This is a genomic window from Microbispora sp. ZYX-F-249 (assembly GCF_039649665.1).
In the GTDB taxonomy this organism is placed as follows: domain Bacteria; phylum Actinomycetota; class Actinomycetes; order Streptosporangiales; family Streptosporangiaceae; genus Microbispora; species Microbispora maris.
In genome coordinates, this window is the sequence record NZ_JBDJAW010000021.1 from 44,042 (window position 1) to 56,781 (window position 12,740).

The 12,740-nt window shown below is 74.6% G+C and carries 8 protein-coding genes; 4 read left to right on the forward strand and 4 right to left on the reverse strand.

Translation table 11 applies throughout. The features are described 5' to 3' along the window. Positions 1-68 precede the first annotated feature (68 nt). The 3 genes from AAH991_RS23935 (at position 69) to AAH991_RS23945 (ending at position 6,667) form a co-directional block, all read left to right on the forward strand. Complete coding sequence (locus AAH991_RS23935) at positions 69-3,020, forward strand: helix-turn-helix transcriptional regulator (protein ID WP_346228135.1); 2,952 nt, start codon at positions 69-71, stop codon at positions 3,018-3,020. Positions 3,021-3,100: 80 nt separating this feature from the next. Next, positions 3,101-4,222 carry an alpha/beta fold hydrolase gene (locus AAH991_RS23940; protein ID WP_346228136.1) on the forward strand — a complete coding sequence of 374 codons (1,122 nt, stop codon included), beginning with the start codon at positions 3,101-3,103 and terminating at the stop codon, positions 4,220-4,222. A gap of 21 nt (positions 4,223-4,243) precedes the next feature. Continuing rightward, on the forward strand, positions 4,244-6,667 hold the full coding sequence (locus AAH991_RS23945; RefSeq protein ID WP_346228137.1) for a GMC oxidoreductase: 2,424 nt from the start codon (positions 4,244-4,246) through the stop codon (positions 6,665-6,667). On the opposite strand, the gene ligD is transcribed toward AAH991_RS23945, so the two are convergent. Next, the gene (gene ligD, locus AAH991_RS23950; protein ID WP_346228138.1) at positions 6,668-7,852 is read right to left on the reverse strand and encodes a non-homologous end-joining DNA ligase; all 1,185 of its coding nucleotides are present in this window, start codon (positions 7,850-7,852) and stop codon (positions 6,668-6,670) included. It lies immediately after the preceding gene. A 156-nt stretch (positions 7,853-8,008) separates the two neighbouring features. On the opposite strand from ligD, the gene AAH991_RS23955 reads away from it, so the two are divergent. Next, the gene (locus AAH991_RS23955) at positions 8,009-9,391 is read left to right on the forward strand and encodes a cytochrome P450 family protein (protein ID WP_346228139.1); all 1,383 of its coding nucleotides are present in this window, start codon (positions 8,009-8,011) and stop codon (positions 9,389-9,391) included. A 133-nt stretch (positions 9,392-9,524) separates the two neighbouring features. Here AAH991_RS23955 and AAH991_RS23960 read toward each other — a convergent pair whose 3' ends face one another. The 3 genes from AAH991_RS23960 to AAH991_RS23970 all read right to left on the reverse strand — a co-directional run bounded on the left by AAH991_RS23960 (position 9,525) and on the right by AAH991_RS23970 (position 12,628). Further along, on the reverse strand, positions 9,525-10,460 hold the full coding sequence (locus AAH991_RS23960; protein ID WP_346228140.1) for a DUF2332 domain-containing protein: 936 nt from the start codon (positions 10,458-10,460) through the stop codon (positions 9,525-9,527). Between the two features lie 111 nt (positions 10,461-10,571). Then, complete coding sequence (locus AAH991_RS23965; protein WP_346228141.1) at positions 10,572-11,633, reverse strand: sugar phosphate isomerase/epimerase family protein; 1,062 nt, start codon at positions 11,631-11,633, stop codon at positions 10,572-10,574. Next, the gene (locus tag AAH991_RS23970) at positions 11,630-12,628 is read right to left on the reverse strand and encodes a phosphotransferase enzyme family protein (RefSeq protein WP_346228142.1); all 999 of its coding nucleotides are present in this window, start codon (positions 12,626-12,628) and stop codon (positions 11,630-11,632) included. The genes AAH991_RS23965 and AAH991_RS23970 overlap by 4 nt, the downstream gene beginning before the upstream one ends. Positions 12,629-12,740 lie beyond the last annotated feature (112 nt).

The window sequence follows — 12,740 nt, forward strand, 5'->3', positions numbered from 1 at the left end:
ATTTACTGGGAGTTGTCTGCGCGCGCGGCTGGTGAGGGGCGGCCCGCGTATTCGCGTGTGGGGTGCGGATGGATGGACGCGCGGCCGGGCCGGTCGTTCCGGGCACTGCCGCGCCGCTCGTCGGACGACGGGACGCGCTGGCCGCGCTGAACGGCGCGATGGCCGCGAGCCGGCGGGACGGGTTCCAGTTCCTCGCGCTGGTGGGCGAGCCGGGTGCGGGCAAGACGCGGCTGCTCGGCGAGCTGATGGCGATGGCGGGCCGGGACGGCTTCACCCCGCTGTGGGGGCGCGCCGCCGAATACGAGCAGATGCTGCCCTACAGCGCCCTGGTGGACGCGCTCGACGACCACATCGACGCCCGCCGCGACGAGGTCGTGCGGGCCGTGGGGACCGGGCAGGCCGCCCTGCTGTCCGGCGTCTTCCCCGGGCTCGCCTCCGGCGGCGGCCCGGCGGGGGACGAACCGGCCCTGGCCGACGACCGCAGCGGCCTGGCCCGCTACCGGCTCTACCGGGCCGTACGTCACCTCGTCGGCGCGCTGGCCGGGCCCTCCGGCCTGCTGCTGGTCCTCGACGACGTCCACTGGGCAGACGACGGCACGATGGAGTTCCTCGACCACGTCGTGCGTCATCCGCCCGCCGGGCCGGTGCTGATGGCCGTGGCCTACCGTCCGGCCCAGGCCGCCCCGCGCGTCGCCAGGCTCGCCGCGGCGGCGGGGCCGCGCGGGCACGAGGTCGCGGTCGGCCCGCTCAGCGCGGCGGAGGTCCGGCAGTTCCTCGGCCCCGGCGTCAGCCGCGGTCGGGGCACGGCGCTGTACGAGGCCAGCGGCGGCAACCCGTTCTACCTCGAGGCGCTGGCCCGGATGGGCGGCACCGACGTGACCGAGCTGCCGCCGACCGTGCTCGCGGCGCTCCAGGTCGAGCTGGGCGACCTGTCTCCCGGGGCGCTGCTGGTGGCCCAGGCGGCCGCCGTGGCCGCCGACGAGTTCGAGCCCGCCATCGCCGCCGTGGCCGCCGAGGTGCCGCCGGAGGCCATGCTCGCCGCGCTGGACGAGCTGGTCGAGCGTGACATCGTCCGCAGTGCGGGCGGCCGGTTCCGCTTCCGCCACCCCCTCGTGCGCCGCGCGGTCTACGAGTCCGCCGCGGCGGGCTGGCGCCTGGGCGCGCACGCGCGCATCGCGGCCCACCTGGCCGGGCTGGGGGCTCCCGCGACGGTGCAGGCCCACCACGTCGAGCACTCCGGGTCGTTCGGCGACCAGCGGGCGGTGGAGGTGCTGGTGGCGGCGGCCCGCGCGGTCACCGCGCACGCGCCGGCCACCTCGGCGCACTGGCTGCAGGCGGCGCTGCGGCTCATGCCGGAGGACGCCGCCACCCGGGAGGGCCGGCTCGCCCTGATGATGGAGCTGAGCTGGGCGCAGGGCATCAGCGGCAGGCTGGCCGAGGGCCGCGACACCGCCCGTGAGCTGCTGCGCATGCTGCCCGAGGACGACTATCCCCGCCGGGGCCGGGCGGCCCGCGTGTGCGCGCTGATGGAGCGCCAGCTCGACCGCCCGCACGAGGCGCGGGCGCTGCTGCTCGACGAGCTGAGCCGCATGCCCAACCCGCGGGCGGCCGCCGCCGTGCCGATGCGGATGCGCCTGGTCGCCGAGAGCATGATGCGGGTGGACTTCCGGGCCGCGCAGGCCGTGCTCGACCTCATGCCCGACAGCGCCGACGACTGGGAGCCCGGCCTCGCGGTCGCGGTCGCGGCGCTGCGCCCGATGCCCGCCCTGGCCGCCGGTCGTACGGACGACGCGCTGCGCTACGCCGAGATCGCCGGCAAGCTGCTCGCGGACGCGCCGGACGAGCACCTGTCCGAATGGCTGGACGCCATCGCCTGGCTGTGCTGGGCCGAGTCCCACCTCGGCCGGTACGGCGAGGCGCTGCGGCACTTCGACCGGGCGGCGGCCGTCGCCCGCTCCACCGGCCAGAGCTACATCCTGACCAACCTCCTGGCGGGCCGGGCCAAGACGCTGGTGGCGATGGGCCGCCTGGCGGAGGCCGCGGCCACCGCCGAGGAGTCCGTCGAGGGCGCGCGGCTGCTCGACTCCGGCCAGCAGCTCGTCTTCGCGCTCACCCAGGTCTGCCTGGTCGAGTCGTGGAGCGGCGACGACGACGCGGCGCTGCGGGCCGGCGAGGAGGCCGTGCACCGCGGTGTCGGGGCAGGCGAGACCTGGGAGGCCACGGCCCGCTACGCGCGCGGGCAGGCCCTGGTCAACGCGGGCAGGTACGCCGAGGGCGTCGAGGCGGTGCTGGACGCGTGCAACCGGTTCGAGTCGCCGCGCCTGGACCCGGGGACGCTGCTCCAGGCGTGCGAGACGCTCGCCTACGCGGACGCCTCCCTGGTAACGAGCACAGGGACGGGCACAGGCACGGGAACGGACGCGGAGGCGGACGCGGAGGCGGACGCGGAGGCGGACGCGGCGCGGTGGGCGGCGCTCGCCGCGCGGCTGGAGGACCCGCGCCTGCCGGCGTACTGCGGTTTCGCCGCGCTCGCCCGCGCCCACGCGCTGTCCCCCCGGGACCCGGGCGCGGCGGCCGCGGCCGCCGAGGAGGCGGCCGCCCAGCTGGGCGCGGGCGAACGGCGGCTGGACGCGGGCCGGGCGCTGCTCACCGCCGGGCTAGCGCGTCTCGGGACGCCGGACGGCCGCGCCCGCGCCCGGGAGCACCTGCGGGCGGCGGCCGAGATCTTCGACTCCTGCGGCGCCCGCGCGCTCAAGGCGCGCACCGAGCGGGAGCTTCGCCGCCTCGGCGTACGGGTGGGCGGCGGCGCGACCACCGCCGCGGGCGGGGACGCCCCCCGGTTCGGGCTCTCGCCCCGGGAGCTGGAGGTGGCGCTGCTCGTCGCCGAGGGGCTGACCAACCAGCAGGTCGCCGAGCGGCTCTTCCTCAGTGTCCGTACGGTGGAGACGCACCTGTCGCGGATCTTCGCCAAGCTGGAGGTCACCTCCCGGGTCGGCGTGGCGACCGCCCTCAAACGGTGATCCCCGACAAGTACGGGTTTTCCACGATGCCGCCGGTGCGGGCGGGTTTGCGATCGTATCCCCGGCAGAAAGGCGATCGCATGGGACACCGCATACCCCGGTTCACGCTCGACGGCGTGGGGAACGCCGAGGTCACGGTCCATCCGTTCGCCACCGAGGATGAGCTGGGGTTACAGCTCACCCGGTTCCGCCGGGACGACGCGCCGGCGCAGGGGGCGCCGGATGACGTCGTGCTGCTCGTGCACGGTCTGACCTCGTCGAGCGACATGTTCGTCATGCCGGAGCACACGAACCTGGTCAGGTTCCTGCACGACAGCGGGTTCGGCGACGTGTGGGCGCTGGACTTCCGGATGAGCAACAGGTTTCCGTACGCCATGGAGACCCGCAGGGACACGCTGGACGACATCGCCCAGTACGACCACCCGGCAGCACTGCGCGAGATCCGCCGCCACGTGGGGGCGCGGCGGATCCACGTGGTGGCCCACTGCCTGGGGTCGGTGACCTTCCATATGAGCCTGTTCTCCGGGGCCGTGAGCGGGATCGCCGGCGTGGTCGCCAACAGCGTCGCGCTGACGCCCAGGGTCCACCCCTGGGCACGGCTCAAGCTCACCCTCGGTCCGGCGCTGCTGGAGTACGGCACGGGCCTGTCGTACCTGGACCCCCGGTTCAGGGACGCGCCGCCGCTGACGCGGCGGTGGCTGCTGGCCCGCGCCGTCTCCTTCCTCCATCCCGAGTGCCGGGAGGCGGCCTGCCACATGCAGAGCTTCATGTGGGGCAGCGGCAGGCCCGCGATGTACCGCCACCGCAACCTGGCGCGCAGAACCCATACGCACGAGCGGCTCGCCGACCTCAACGGCGCCTGCGACCTGCACTACTACCGGCATGTGCGGAAGATGGTGGCGACCGGGCGGGCGGTGAAGTCCGACCCCGGCGACCCGCGCTACGCGACGCTGCCCGACGACTATTTGGTCAACGCGGCCGACGTCGACACGCCGATCCTGTTCCTGACCGGTGACCGCAACGACGTCTTCACCGACTCGAACATCGTCTGCCACCGCGTGCTGTCGAAGGCGGCGCCGGGCCGGCACGAGCTGCGGATCCTGCCCGGTTACGGGCACATCGACCCCCTGATCGGGGCGAACGCGCACCGGGACGTCTTCCCGCACATCCTCGACTTCCTGAAGCGGCACAGCGGTAGCTGACGCGGCACTGAGAGATCACTTATGGAACACGTCGACGCGGTCGTGGTCGGTTCGGGCTTCGGTGGCGCGGTCGCCGCCTACCGCCTCGCCGAGGCGGGGCTGTCGGTGGTCGTCCTGGAGCGGGGCAGGGCGTACGCGCCGGGCGACTTCCCGCGCGGCCCGGCCCAGCTCGGCCGGGCCTTCTGGGACCCGGCCGAGGGCCTGTACGGGATGTACGACATCTGGAGCTTCTCCGACTGCGACTCGGTGGTGGCCAGCGGCCTCGGCGGCGGCTCGCTCATCTACGCCAACGTCATGCTGCGCAAGGACGAGGACTGGTTCGTCCACGAGCAGGCGCTGCCCGGCGGCGGCTACGAGTCGTGGCCGGTGACCAGGGCCGACCTCGATCCGCACTACGACGCGGTCGAGCGCATGATCGGCGTGGCGCCGTACCCGCTCAGCCATCCCGGCTTCGACGGCACGCTGAAGACCCTCGCCATGCGGGACGCGGCGGCCGAGCTGGGGCTCGACTGGAGGCTTCCGCCGCTGGCCGTCAGCTTCGCGCCGTCGCCGGACGCGGAGCCCTGCCAGGGCGTGCCGGTCGCCGCCGCGGCGTACGGCAACCTGCACGGCGTGCCGCGCCGTACGTGCCGGTTGTGCGGCGAGTGCGACATCGGCTGCAACGACGGCGCGAAGAACAGCCTCGACCACACCTACCTGTCGGCCGCCCGGCACCACGGCGCGGACCTGCGCACGCTGCACGAGGTGCGGCGCGTCCGGCCGCGGGTGGGCGGCGGCTACGACGTGCAGTACGTCGAGCACATGCCGCGCGGGGACGACACGGCCGAGGACGGCGACGGGCCGCCGCGGTCGACCGGGCCGCACACGATCAGCTGCGACCGGCTCGTCCTGGCCGCCGGCACGTACGGCACGTCGCATCTGCTGCTGAAGAACCGGGCGGCCTTCCCCGGCCTGAGCGCGGCCCTCGGCACGCGCTTCTGCGGCAACGGGGACATGCTGGCGTTCCTGCTGCGGGCCACCGACCGGAGCAGGACCCGGCCCATCCGGGCGAGCCGCGGACCGGTCATCACCAGCGCGATCCGGCTCGACGACGGCGCGGACGGGCGCGGCGCCTACATCGAGGACGGCGGCTATCCCGAGTTCGTCGACTACCTGGCCGAGGGCGCGGCCATGGGGCCCGGCCGCGTCGCGCGGTTCCTGCTGCGGCGGCTGCGCAACATCGTCACCCACGACACCAACCTGTCCGCGGAGTTCGCCGACCTGATCGGCCGGGGCGAGCTGTCGGGCACCTCGCTGCCGCTGCTCGGCATGGGCCGCGACGTCCCCGACGGAAGGCTGCGCCTGCGGGACGGCCGCCTCGACGTGGAGTGGACGGCCGAGACGAGCGAGGACTACTTCGACCGGGTGCGTGCCATCATGCGAAGGATCGGCGACGTGCTCGGCGCGGAGTACGCCGACAGTCCGCCATGGTGGCGCAGACGGGTCATGACCGTGCATCCGCTGGGCGGCGCGCCGATGGGCCTCCATCCGGGCGAAGGGGTGTGCGACGCGTACGGGGAGGTCTTCGGGTTCCCCGGGCTGTACGTCGCGGACGGCGCGGCCCTTCCCGGGCCGGTCGGCGCCAACCCGTCGCTGACGATCGCCGCGCTCGCCGACCGCATGTGCACCAGGATCCTGGAGACCCGCGCGGCCGTCACCGCGCCCGTGGCGAAGCTGTCCCCGATCGAGGCGGAGGCCGTGCCGGTGGGGGCGGCGGCCCGGCCGGCGGACGCCCCCGAAGCTCCGGCCGCCGCCGCGGACGGCCCGCGCGCCTTCGCGGCGGGCCCGCAGGACGAGCCGAGCGTGTTCGAGGGCCGCACCTCGCTGTGGTTCGTGGAGGAGATGCGGGGCCTCCTGCTGCCCGGCCCGCCCGGCCGCGCGGCCCGTGGCGGTCCGGCCGGAGGCTTCCCGTTCGCCTTCCGCCTCACGATCACGATCGACGACATCGAGCGTTTCCTCACCGACCCCGGGCACGAGGCCAGGGCGGAGGGCTGGATCGAGGCCGACCTGTGCGGCGGCAGGCGGCCCCTCGCCCGGGGGTCGTTCAACCTGTTCGTCCCCGGCGAGACGGCCGGGCAGCGGTGCATGCGCTACCGCCTGCACTTCTACGACGCCGACGGCCGTCCCCGGACGCTGGCCGGGCACAAGGAGATCCAGCCGGGCGCACCGACCCGCCTGTGGCTGGACACCTCCACCCTGCACGCCCGCCTGCTGGAGGGACACGTCGAGGAGGACGGGGACGAGCGGGCGGCCGTGGTCGCCACGGGGGCGCTGCGCATCCTGCCGTCCGACCTCGTGCGGATGCTCACCACCTTCCGTACGGCAGGCCCGGACGGCACGGCGGCGGTGGCCCGCTTCTGCCGCTTCTTCCTCGGCGAGCTGTGGGAGGTCTACGGCCCGGGCTGATCACTGGGCCCAGGGGTCGTAGTCGACCTCGAGCGGTTCCTGGCCGGGCCGGTCGGGCTCGGGGACGTGCCGGAGGTTGACCCGGATCCTCGTCCACACGGAGCTGCGCCCCCGCATGGAGTCGACCAGGACGTCGGCCGGCCGCAGGAGCCGCGCCACCTCGGGGTGGCGGGCCTTCCACCGCTCGAGCCCGGCCATCGCCTCCTCGCGCGTGGCCGCCCTGGCGATCTCGACGAGCGGCATGACCGGCTGTCGCCGCCCCCGCACGGGCGGGGCCGCCGGCCTGTCCGGCCGCGGGCCCTGGGCCTCGGCCAGGTCGAGCAGGGCGTCCAGGGAGCCCGCCCGCTCGTCCATCCCGGCCCACGGGTCGCCCACTTCGGCGTAGCGGTCGGGCATGGACGCGAGCGTGAAGTCCTCCGGCCGGCACCCGGGCACCTCGTCCCAGGTCAGCGGGGCCGAGACGAGGCCGGTCGGCCGTACGGAGTAGGCGGAGGCGACGGTGTGGTCGCGGGCGTTCTGGTTGTAGTCCACGAAGACGCCCTGGCGTTCCTCCTTCCACCACCGGCTGGTGGCGACGTCCGGCTCGCGGCGCTCGACCTCCCTGGCCACCGCCTCGGCGGCCCGCCGTACGTCGCGGAAGGTCCACCGCGGCTCGATGCGGGCGTAGACGTGGAACCCGCGTGAGCCGGACGTCTTGGGCCAGGCGGTCAGACCGTGCTCCTCCAGCACGTCGCGGGCGACCAGGGCGACCCGGACGATCTGCTCCCATCCGACGCCGGGCACGGGGTCGAGGTCGATCCGCAGCTCGTCCGGGTGGTCGAGGTCCTCGGCCCGCACGGGATGGGGGTTGAGGTCGACGCAGCCCAGGTTCACGGTCCACAGCAGGCAGGCGAGATCGCGGATCACCACCTCGTCCGCCGTACGGCCGGAGGGGTAGCTCAGCTCGACGACCTCCACCCACTCGGGGCGCTTGGCCGGCGCGCGCTTCTGGAAGAACGCCTCCTTGTCGACGCCGTGCACGAAGCGCTTGAGTATCACCGGCCGGTCGGCCACGCCGCGCACCGCGCCATCGGCGACCACCCGGTAGTAGGAGATCAGGTCGAGCTTCGTGTGCCCGGTCCGCGGGAAGACCACGCGGTCCGGATTCGTGATCTTCACGATCCTGCCGTCGAGCTCCAGCGTCATGCCGCCACACTACGTCGATCCCCCGCCCGCGCCCGGGATCCCGTGCGGAGCCGGGCCGCTGACATTTGCGGGCGGACGCTCTAAGATCGCCGCGCATACCGAGGTTCGCATCGCCTGAGGAGCGGCTCGGCGACCCGAAAGGCAGGCGCACGCCCCATGATCTCCGACAGACGGTCCGCGTCGGCCGTGGAAGGTCTCATCTCGTTACCGCTGGAACCTCTGCTCACCAAGGACTACGAGACCGATCCCGCGCTCGTCCACGAGCGCCTGCGCGCGACGTACGGCCCGGTGGCCCCGGTCGACCTCCTCGGTGTGCCGGTCTGGCTCGCGATCGGCTACGACGAGGTGCTGCACGTCATGCAGAACCCGGGCGACCTGTGGAGCAAGCGCGTGGACAACTGGCGGGCGTACGCGGAGGGGCGCGTTCCCGCCGACTGGCCGCTGCTCGCCCTCCTGCGGGCCGACAACTCGGGCTTCCACGACGGGGACAGGCACCGGAGCCTGCGCGGCGCCTGGTCCGCGGGGCTCCGGCCGTTCCAGGAGCCCGGAAGCGGGCAGGCGCAGCGGCTGGAACGCGCCATGCTGCGGTTCTGCGACGACCTCATCGGCGTGATGGCGGAGGGCGGGCCCATCGGATGGGCGGACCTGGTCACCCAGTACGGGCGGCCGTTCCCGCTGCTCGTCGCCAACCACCTGCTCGGCGTCACCATCGAGCGGGGCGAGGACATGGTGATGGACCAGTGGCGCCTGCTGGACGGCCCCGACTCCGCCGGGGCGTACCAGCGGCTCTTCGCCGCCCTCCACGAACTGGCGACGGCCAAGCGGCACCACCGGGGCGACGACCTGCCGTCGTACATGCTGGAGGCGAAGCCGGACCTCACCGACGAGGAACTGGCCGGCGAGCTGTTCATGCTGTCCGGCTTCCTCGACTTCACCGGCAGCCTGATCTGCAACGTCATCGTCGAGGTGGTCACCAACCCCCGGATGCGGGAGACCGTGTCGGTCGGCGCGATCGAGGAGACCGTCAACCGCGTCGCCCTGCTCAACCCGGCGCTGGCCAACGTGACCTTGCGCTACGCCAGGACGGACCTGAGACTGGGCCGCTTCACGATCGCGGCAGGCGACCCGGTGATGCTGTCCATCGCGGGCGCCCACACCGACCCGCGGCTCACCGCCGCGCTCCGGGACACCGTCCGCAGCACCCGCGCGCACCTCGCGTGGGGCGCGGGCCCGCACAGGTGCCCGAGCCAGCGGCTGGCCACCCAGATGGCCACGATCGCCGTGCGCCGGCTGCTCGACCGCTTCTCCACGCTCGAGCTCGCGGTCCCCCGCGACGAGCTCGCCTGGCGCCCCTCCCCCTTCATCCGCACGCCGCTCTCCCTGCACGTGCGCTACCAGGTCAACCCGAGCTTCGCCGCCGCGCCCTGGCCGGGACCCGAGGCCGGCGCCGAGCCGTCGCCCGCCGCCGAGGGCGGCGGTGACTGGCGCCCGAGGTCCGGCCTCTGGGCGTTCCTGCGCAAGCTGCGCCGCATGCAGTGATCGAAGCCACAGGGATTCGTGGTCACGCTGGCGGCGTTCCTGGCCTTCCAGGGCGTCGTGCTGCTGCTGGTGACCCGCCGCGGCCGGTCCGCCCCACTCGGGGCCGGCCCCCGGTCGACACGACCGCCCCGGGTCACGCGAACCAGGTGATCGCCTGCCCGTGCGACCGGGTCCAGGCGAGCGGAGTCCCGTCCAGCGCGAGCACGTTGAACAGCGCCGCACCCGGCGGCCGCGGCAGCCCCGCGTACGGCAGCACGTCCGGGGCCTCGTTCGCGATCCAGTGCCCCGGCAGCCCACGGGCCAGCTCGGCGAACGCCCGCCGCCTCGGCGCCGGCACCTGGTACAGGACCGAGGTGTGGAACACCACGAGCGTCGCGCCCCGCGGCGCCTGCGCGGCCAGCGCCGGCAGGTCGTCCACCAGGTCGCCGCGCACGAGCAGCGGCGGCTCGGCCGCGGCGACGGACGCCGCGGCCCGCAGCCGGGCCCGGCGGTGCACGTGTTCCGGCCAGACGAGGGCGTCGAGCCACGCGACGTCCGCGGGATCGGTCACGTCGAGCGGGTTCAGATCGAGCCCGGCCCGCCAGACGACCCGGGGCAGGCGGGCCGGCGGCGCCACCCCGGTCGCGGCACAGTCCAGGACCGGTTCGCCGGCCCCGACCAGGTGCTCGCCGTAGCGGTAGGCGTACCGGTCGGGGTAGAGACACAGCCCGGCCGAGGCGCCGACCTCCAGCAGGGCGAGCGGCTGCGGCAGCGCGGCGAGCACCGGCAGCAGCAACGCGCACCGTCCGGCCTCGTTCGTCTGCGTGGCGCGGGTGCGCATCTCCGCTTCGACCGCCGGCCAGTTTCCCAGGGTGTAGTCGCGGAACGCGGCGGGGTCCTCGACCGGGCCGCCGAGGAACCGTACGACGCCGAACAGCAGGTTCGGCTGCCGCTTCGCCGGCGGGAGCGTGCCGAGCAGCGCGAGCATCTCACGGTCGCGGGAGACCGCGAGCGCCAGGCGCTCGTACGCCGGGGACACGCCGCGCGCCTCGCGAGCGGCGAACCCGGCGTAGATCTCGCTGATGGTCATGTCCCGATGATCGCCTTGCGCCGCCTCCCGCGCTCCTGGCGGGGCGGCCGGGGCGGCCGGGGCGGCCGGGGCGGCCGGGGCGGCCGGGGCGGCCGGGGCGGCCGGGCTCGGTCAGGCGAGGCCGGCGGCGCGCAGGGCCTCGCCGAAGGCGGCGCGGTTGGCCCGCTGGTCGGCGACGGCGCGATCGAGGGCCTCGGTGTCGGCCGCGCGGAAGGCCGGGACGTCCTGCTCGACGACGATCCAGCCCTCGTAACCCGACCGCCGCAGCTCGCCCAGCACGGCGGGCAGGTCCAGGTCGCCCCGCCCGAGCGGCGGGAAGCCGCCCGCCGCGACCAGATCCCACAGGTCGCCGCCCCTCGCGCGGACCCGGGCGAGGATGTCCCGGGAGGCGTCCTTGACGTGCACCTGGCGGATGCGCGGGCCCCACTCGCGGATGGCCGCCACGGGGTTGCCCCCGGCCAGCCACAGGTGCCCGGTGTCCAGGCACAGCGAGACGTCGGTCAGGCCGAGCAGCCGCTCGATCTCCTCCGGGGTCTCCACGTCGGTGCCCAGGTGGTGGTGGAAGACGGGTTCCAGGCCTCGGTCACGGCAGCGGGCCGCCGCCTGCCCGACGCGCGCGGCGTAGGCGGGCCAGTCGCCGTCGGGCAGGGACAGCCGTGGGTCGGGGGGCATGCCGGGACGGGCGAACCGTTCGGGCCGGTCCGGGCACGCGAGCGTGGGCCGCGGCGCGAACCGCGGGTCGGCCGCCCACGTCCTCCCCGCCGCCCGGACCGGCCCGGTCCGTTCGCCTCCCGAGCCGCCGGACCCGGCGTCGTACGCGGCCTCGGATCCGGCATCGGACCCGGCGTCGTACGCGGCGTCGCGGGCGGCGGCGAACACGTCGAGGGCGGCGTCGAGCGCGGCCAGGTCCTCGCGGAAGCCGTCCGGGTCGCCGTAGCGGAGGTCCACCCACCCGCCCGCGAGCCCGAGACCATGCTCCGCGAGCCGGGCGGGCAGGCTTCGCGCCGTTCCCAGGTAGCCGATCGGCCCGGAGTCGGTGCCGTCGTACCCGGCTTCGCGCATCGTCGCGAGCATCTCGCCCGGCTCCGGCGGCGCGCCGCCGGCGCGGTAGACGCCGAAGTTGACGGGCGCGCTCGCCACCCGCACCGCCCAGGAATCGGCCCGCGCCGTCATGATCCGCTGAGGTAGCGCTCGGCCAGCTCGCAGCTGCCCAGGGTGTAACCGGCCCCGAGTTCCCCGGCGATCTCGGCGGCCGAATGGGAGCCGATCCACGCGACGAGGAGGAGGCGGCGGAACATGATGAACGTCCAGATCTCGGCCTCGTCCTCCTTCGGCAGGTCGAGCACGGACCGGTAGCCGCGCACCCACGCCTCCGCCATGTGCGGCACCTCGGGACGGTGCTCGATGAAGCTCAGGGCGGCGCCGAGATCGTAGAGGTACCAGCCGAGGCCGCAGTCGTCGAAGTCGATGACGCCGATTCCCGCCTCGCCGTCGACGAGCAGGTTGGCCAGGCGCAGGTCGGCGTGGATGAGCCCGTACCGGTCCGGGCCCTTGCCGAACCGCTCCAGCCTGCGGCGCAGCTCGGCCTCCAGCCGGGCGAGCACGGCGTGCGCCTCCTTGTCCACGCCCAGGCCGTCCTGCCACCTGCCCCATCGGGGCACCGGGCCGAAGGCGGCGTCCAGATCCCAGTGGAACCGGGTGAAGGACGGAGGACTCGCCCAGGCGCGGGCGTGGCGGTGCATGCGGGCCGTCAGCGCGCCCAGCCGCTCGAACTCCTCCACCAGCCGGTCCTCGGCCGGCTCGGCGCCGGGCAGGAACTCGAACATCACGCAGTGGCGGGGCTCGAAGCCGGGGTCCTCCACGGTGACGACCCGCGACCCGTCGGGCGCCGGCAGCACGCGGGGGGTGACGACGCCCGCGTCGTCGCGCAGCGCCTCCAGCCAGGCGAGCTCGCTGGCGATGGCCTCCGGCGAATGGTAGCCGAGCCGGTGGACCCGCAGGATCGCCGTCGTGCCGCCGTCGTCGACCTTGAAGGTGGCGTTCTCCGACACGTTGAGCAACGTCACGGCGGCGTCCGGGGACAGGCCGTACCGCTCCCTGGCGCGGTGGGCGACCCCCACGACGCGGGTGAGGACGTCGTCGCCCCCGGACAGGTCGTGGACCTGCATGCGCTCTCCCATCGGATCCCGTGAAAGGTGTCCGTCAGATCTTCTCCTGTGATCGTCGAGATCGTTACGCGAGGGAGCGGGCGGAAAATGCGTTTTCCGGCCCGGGCCGTTT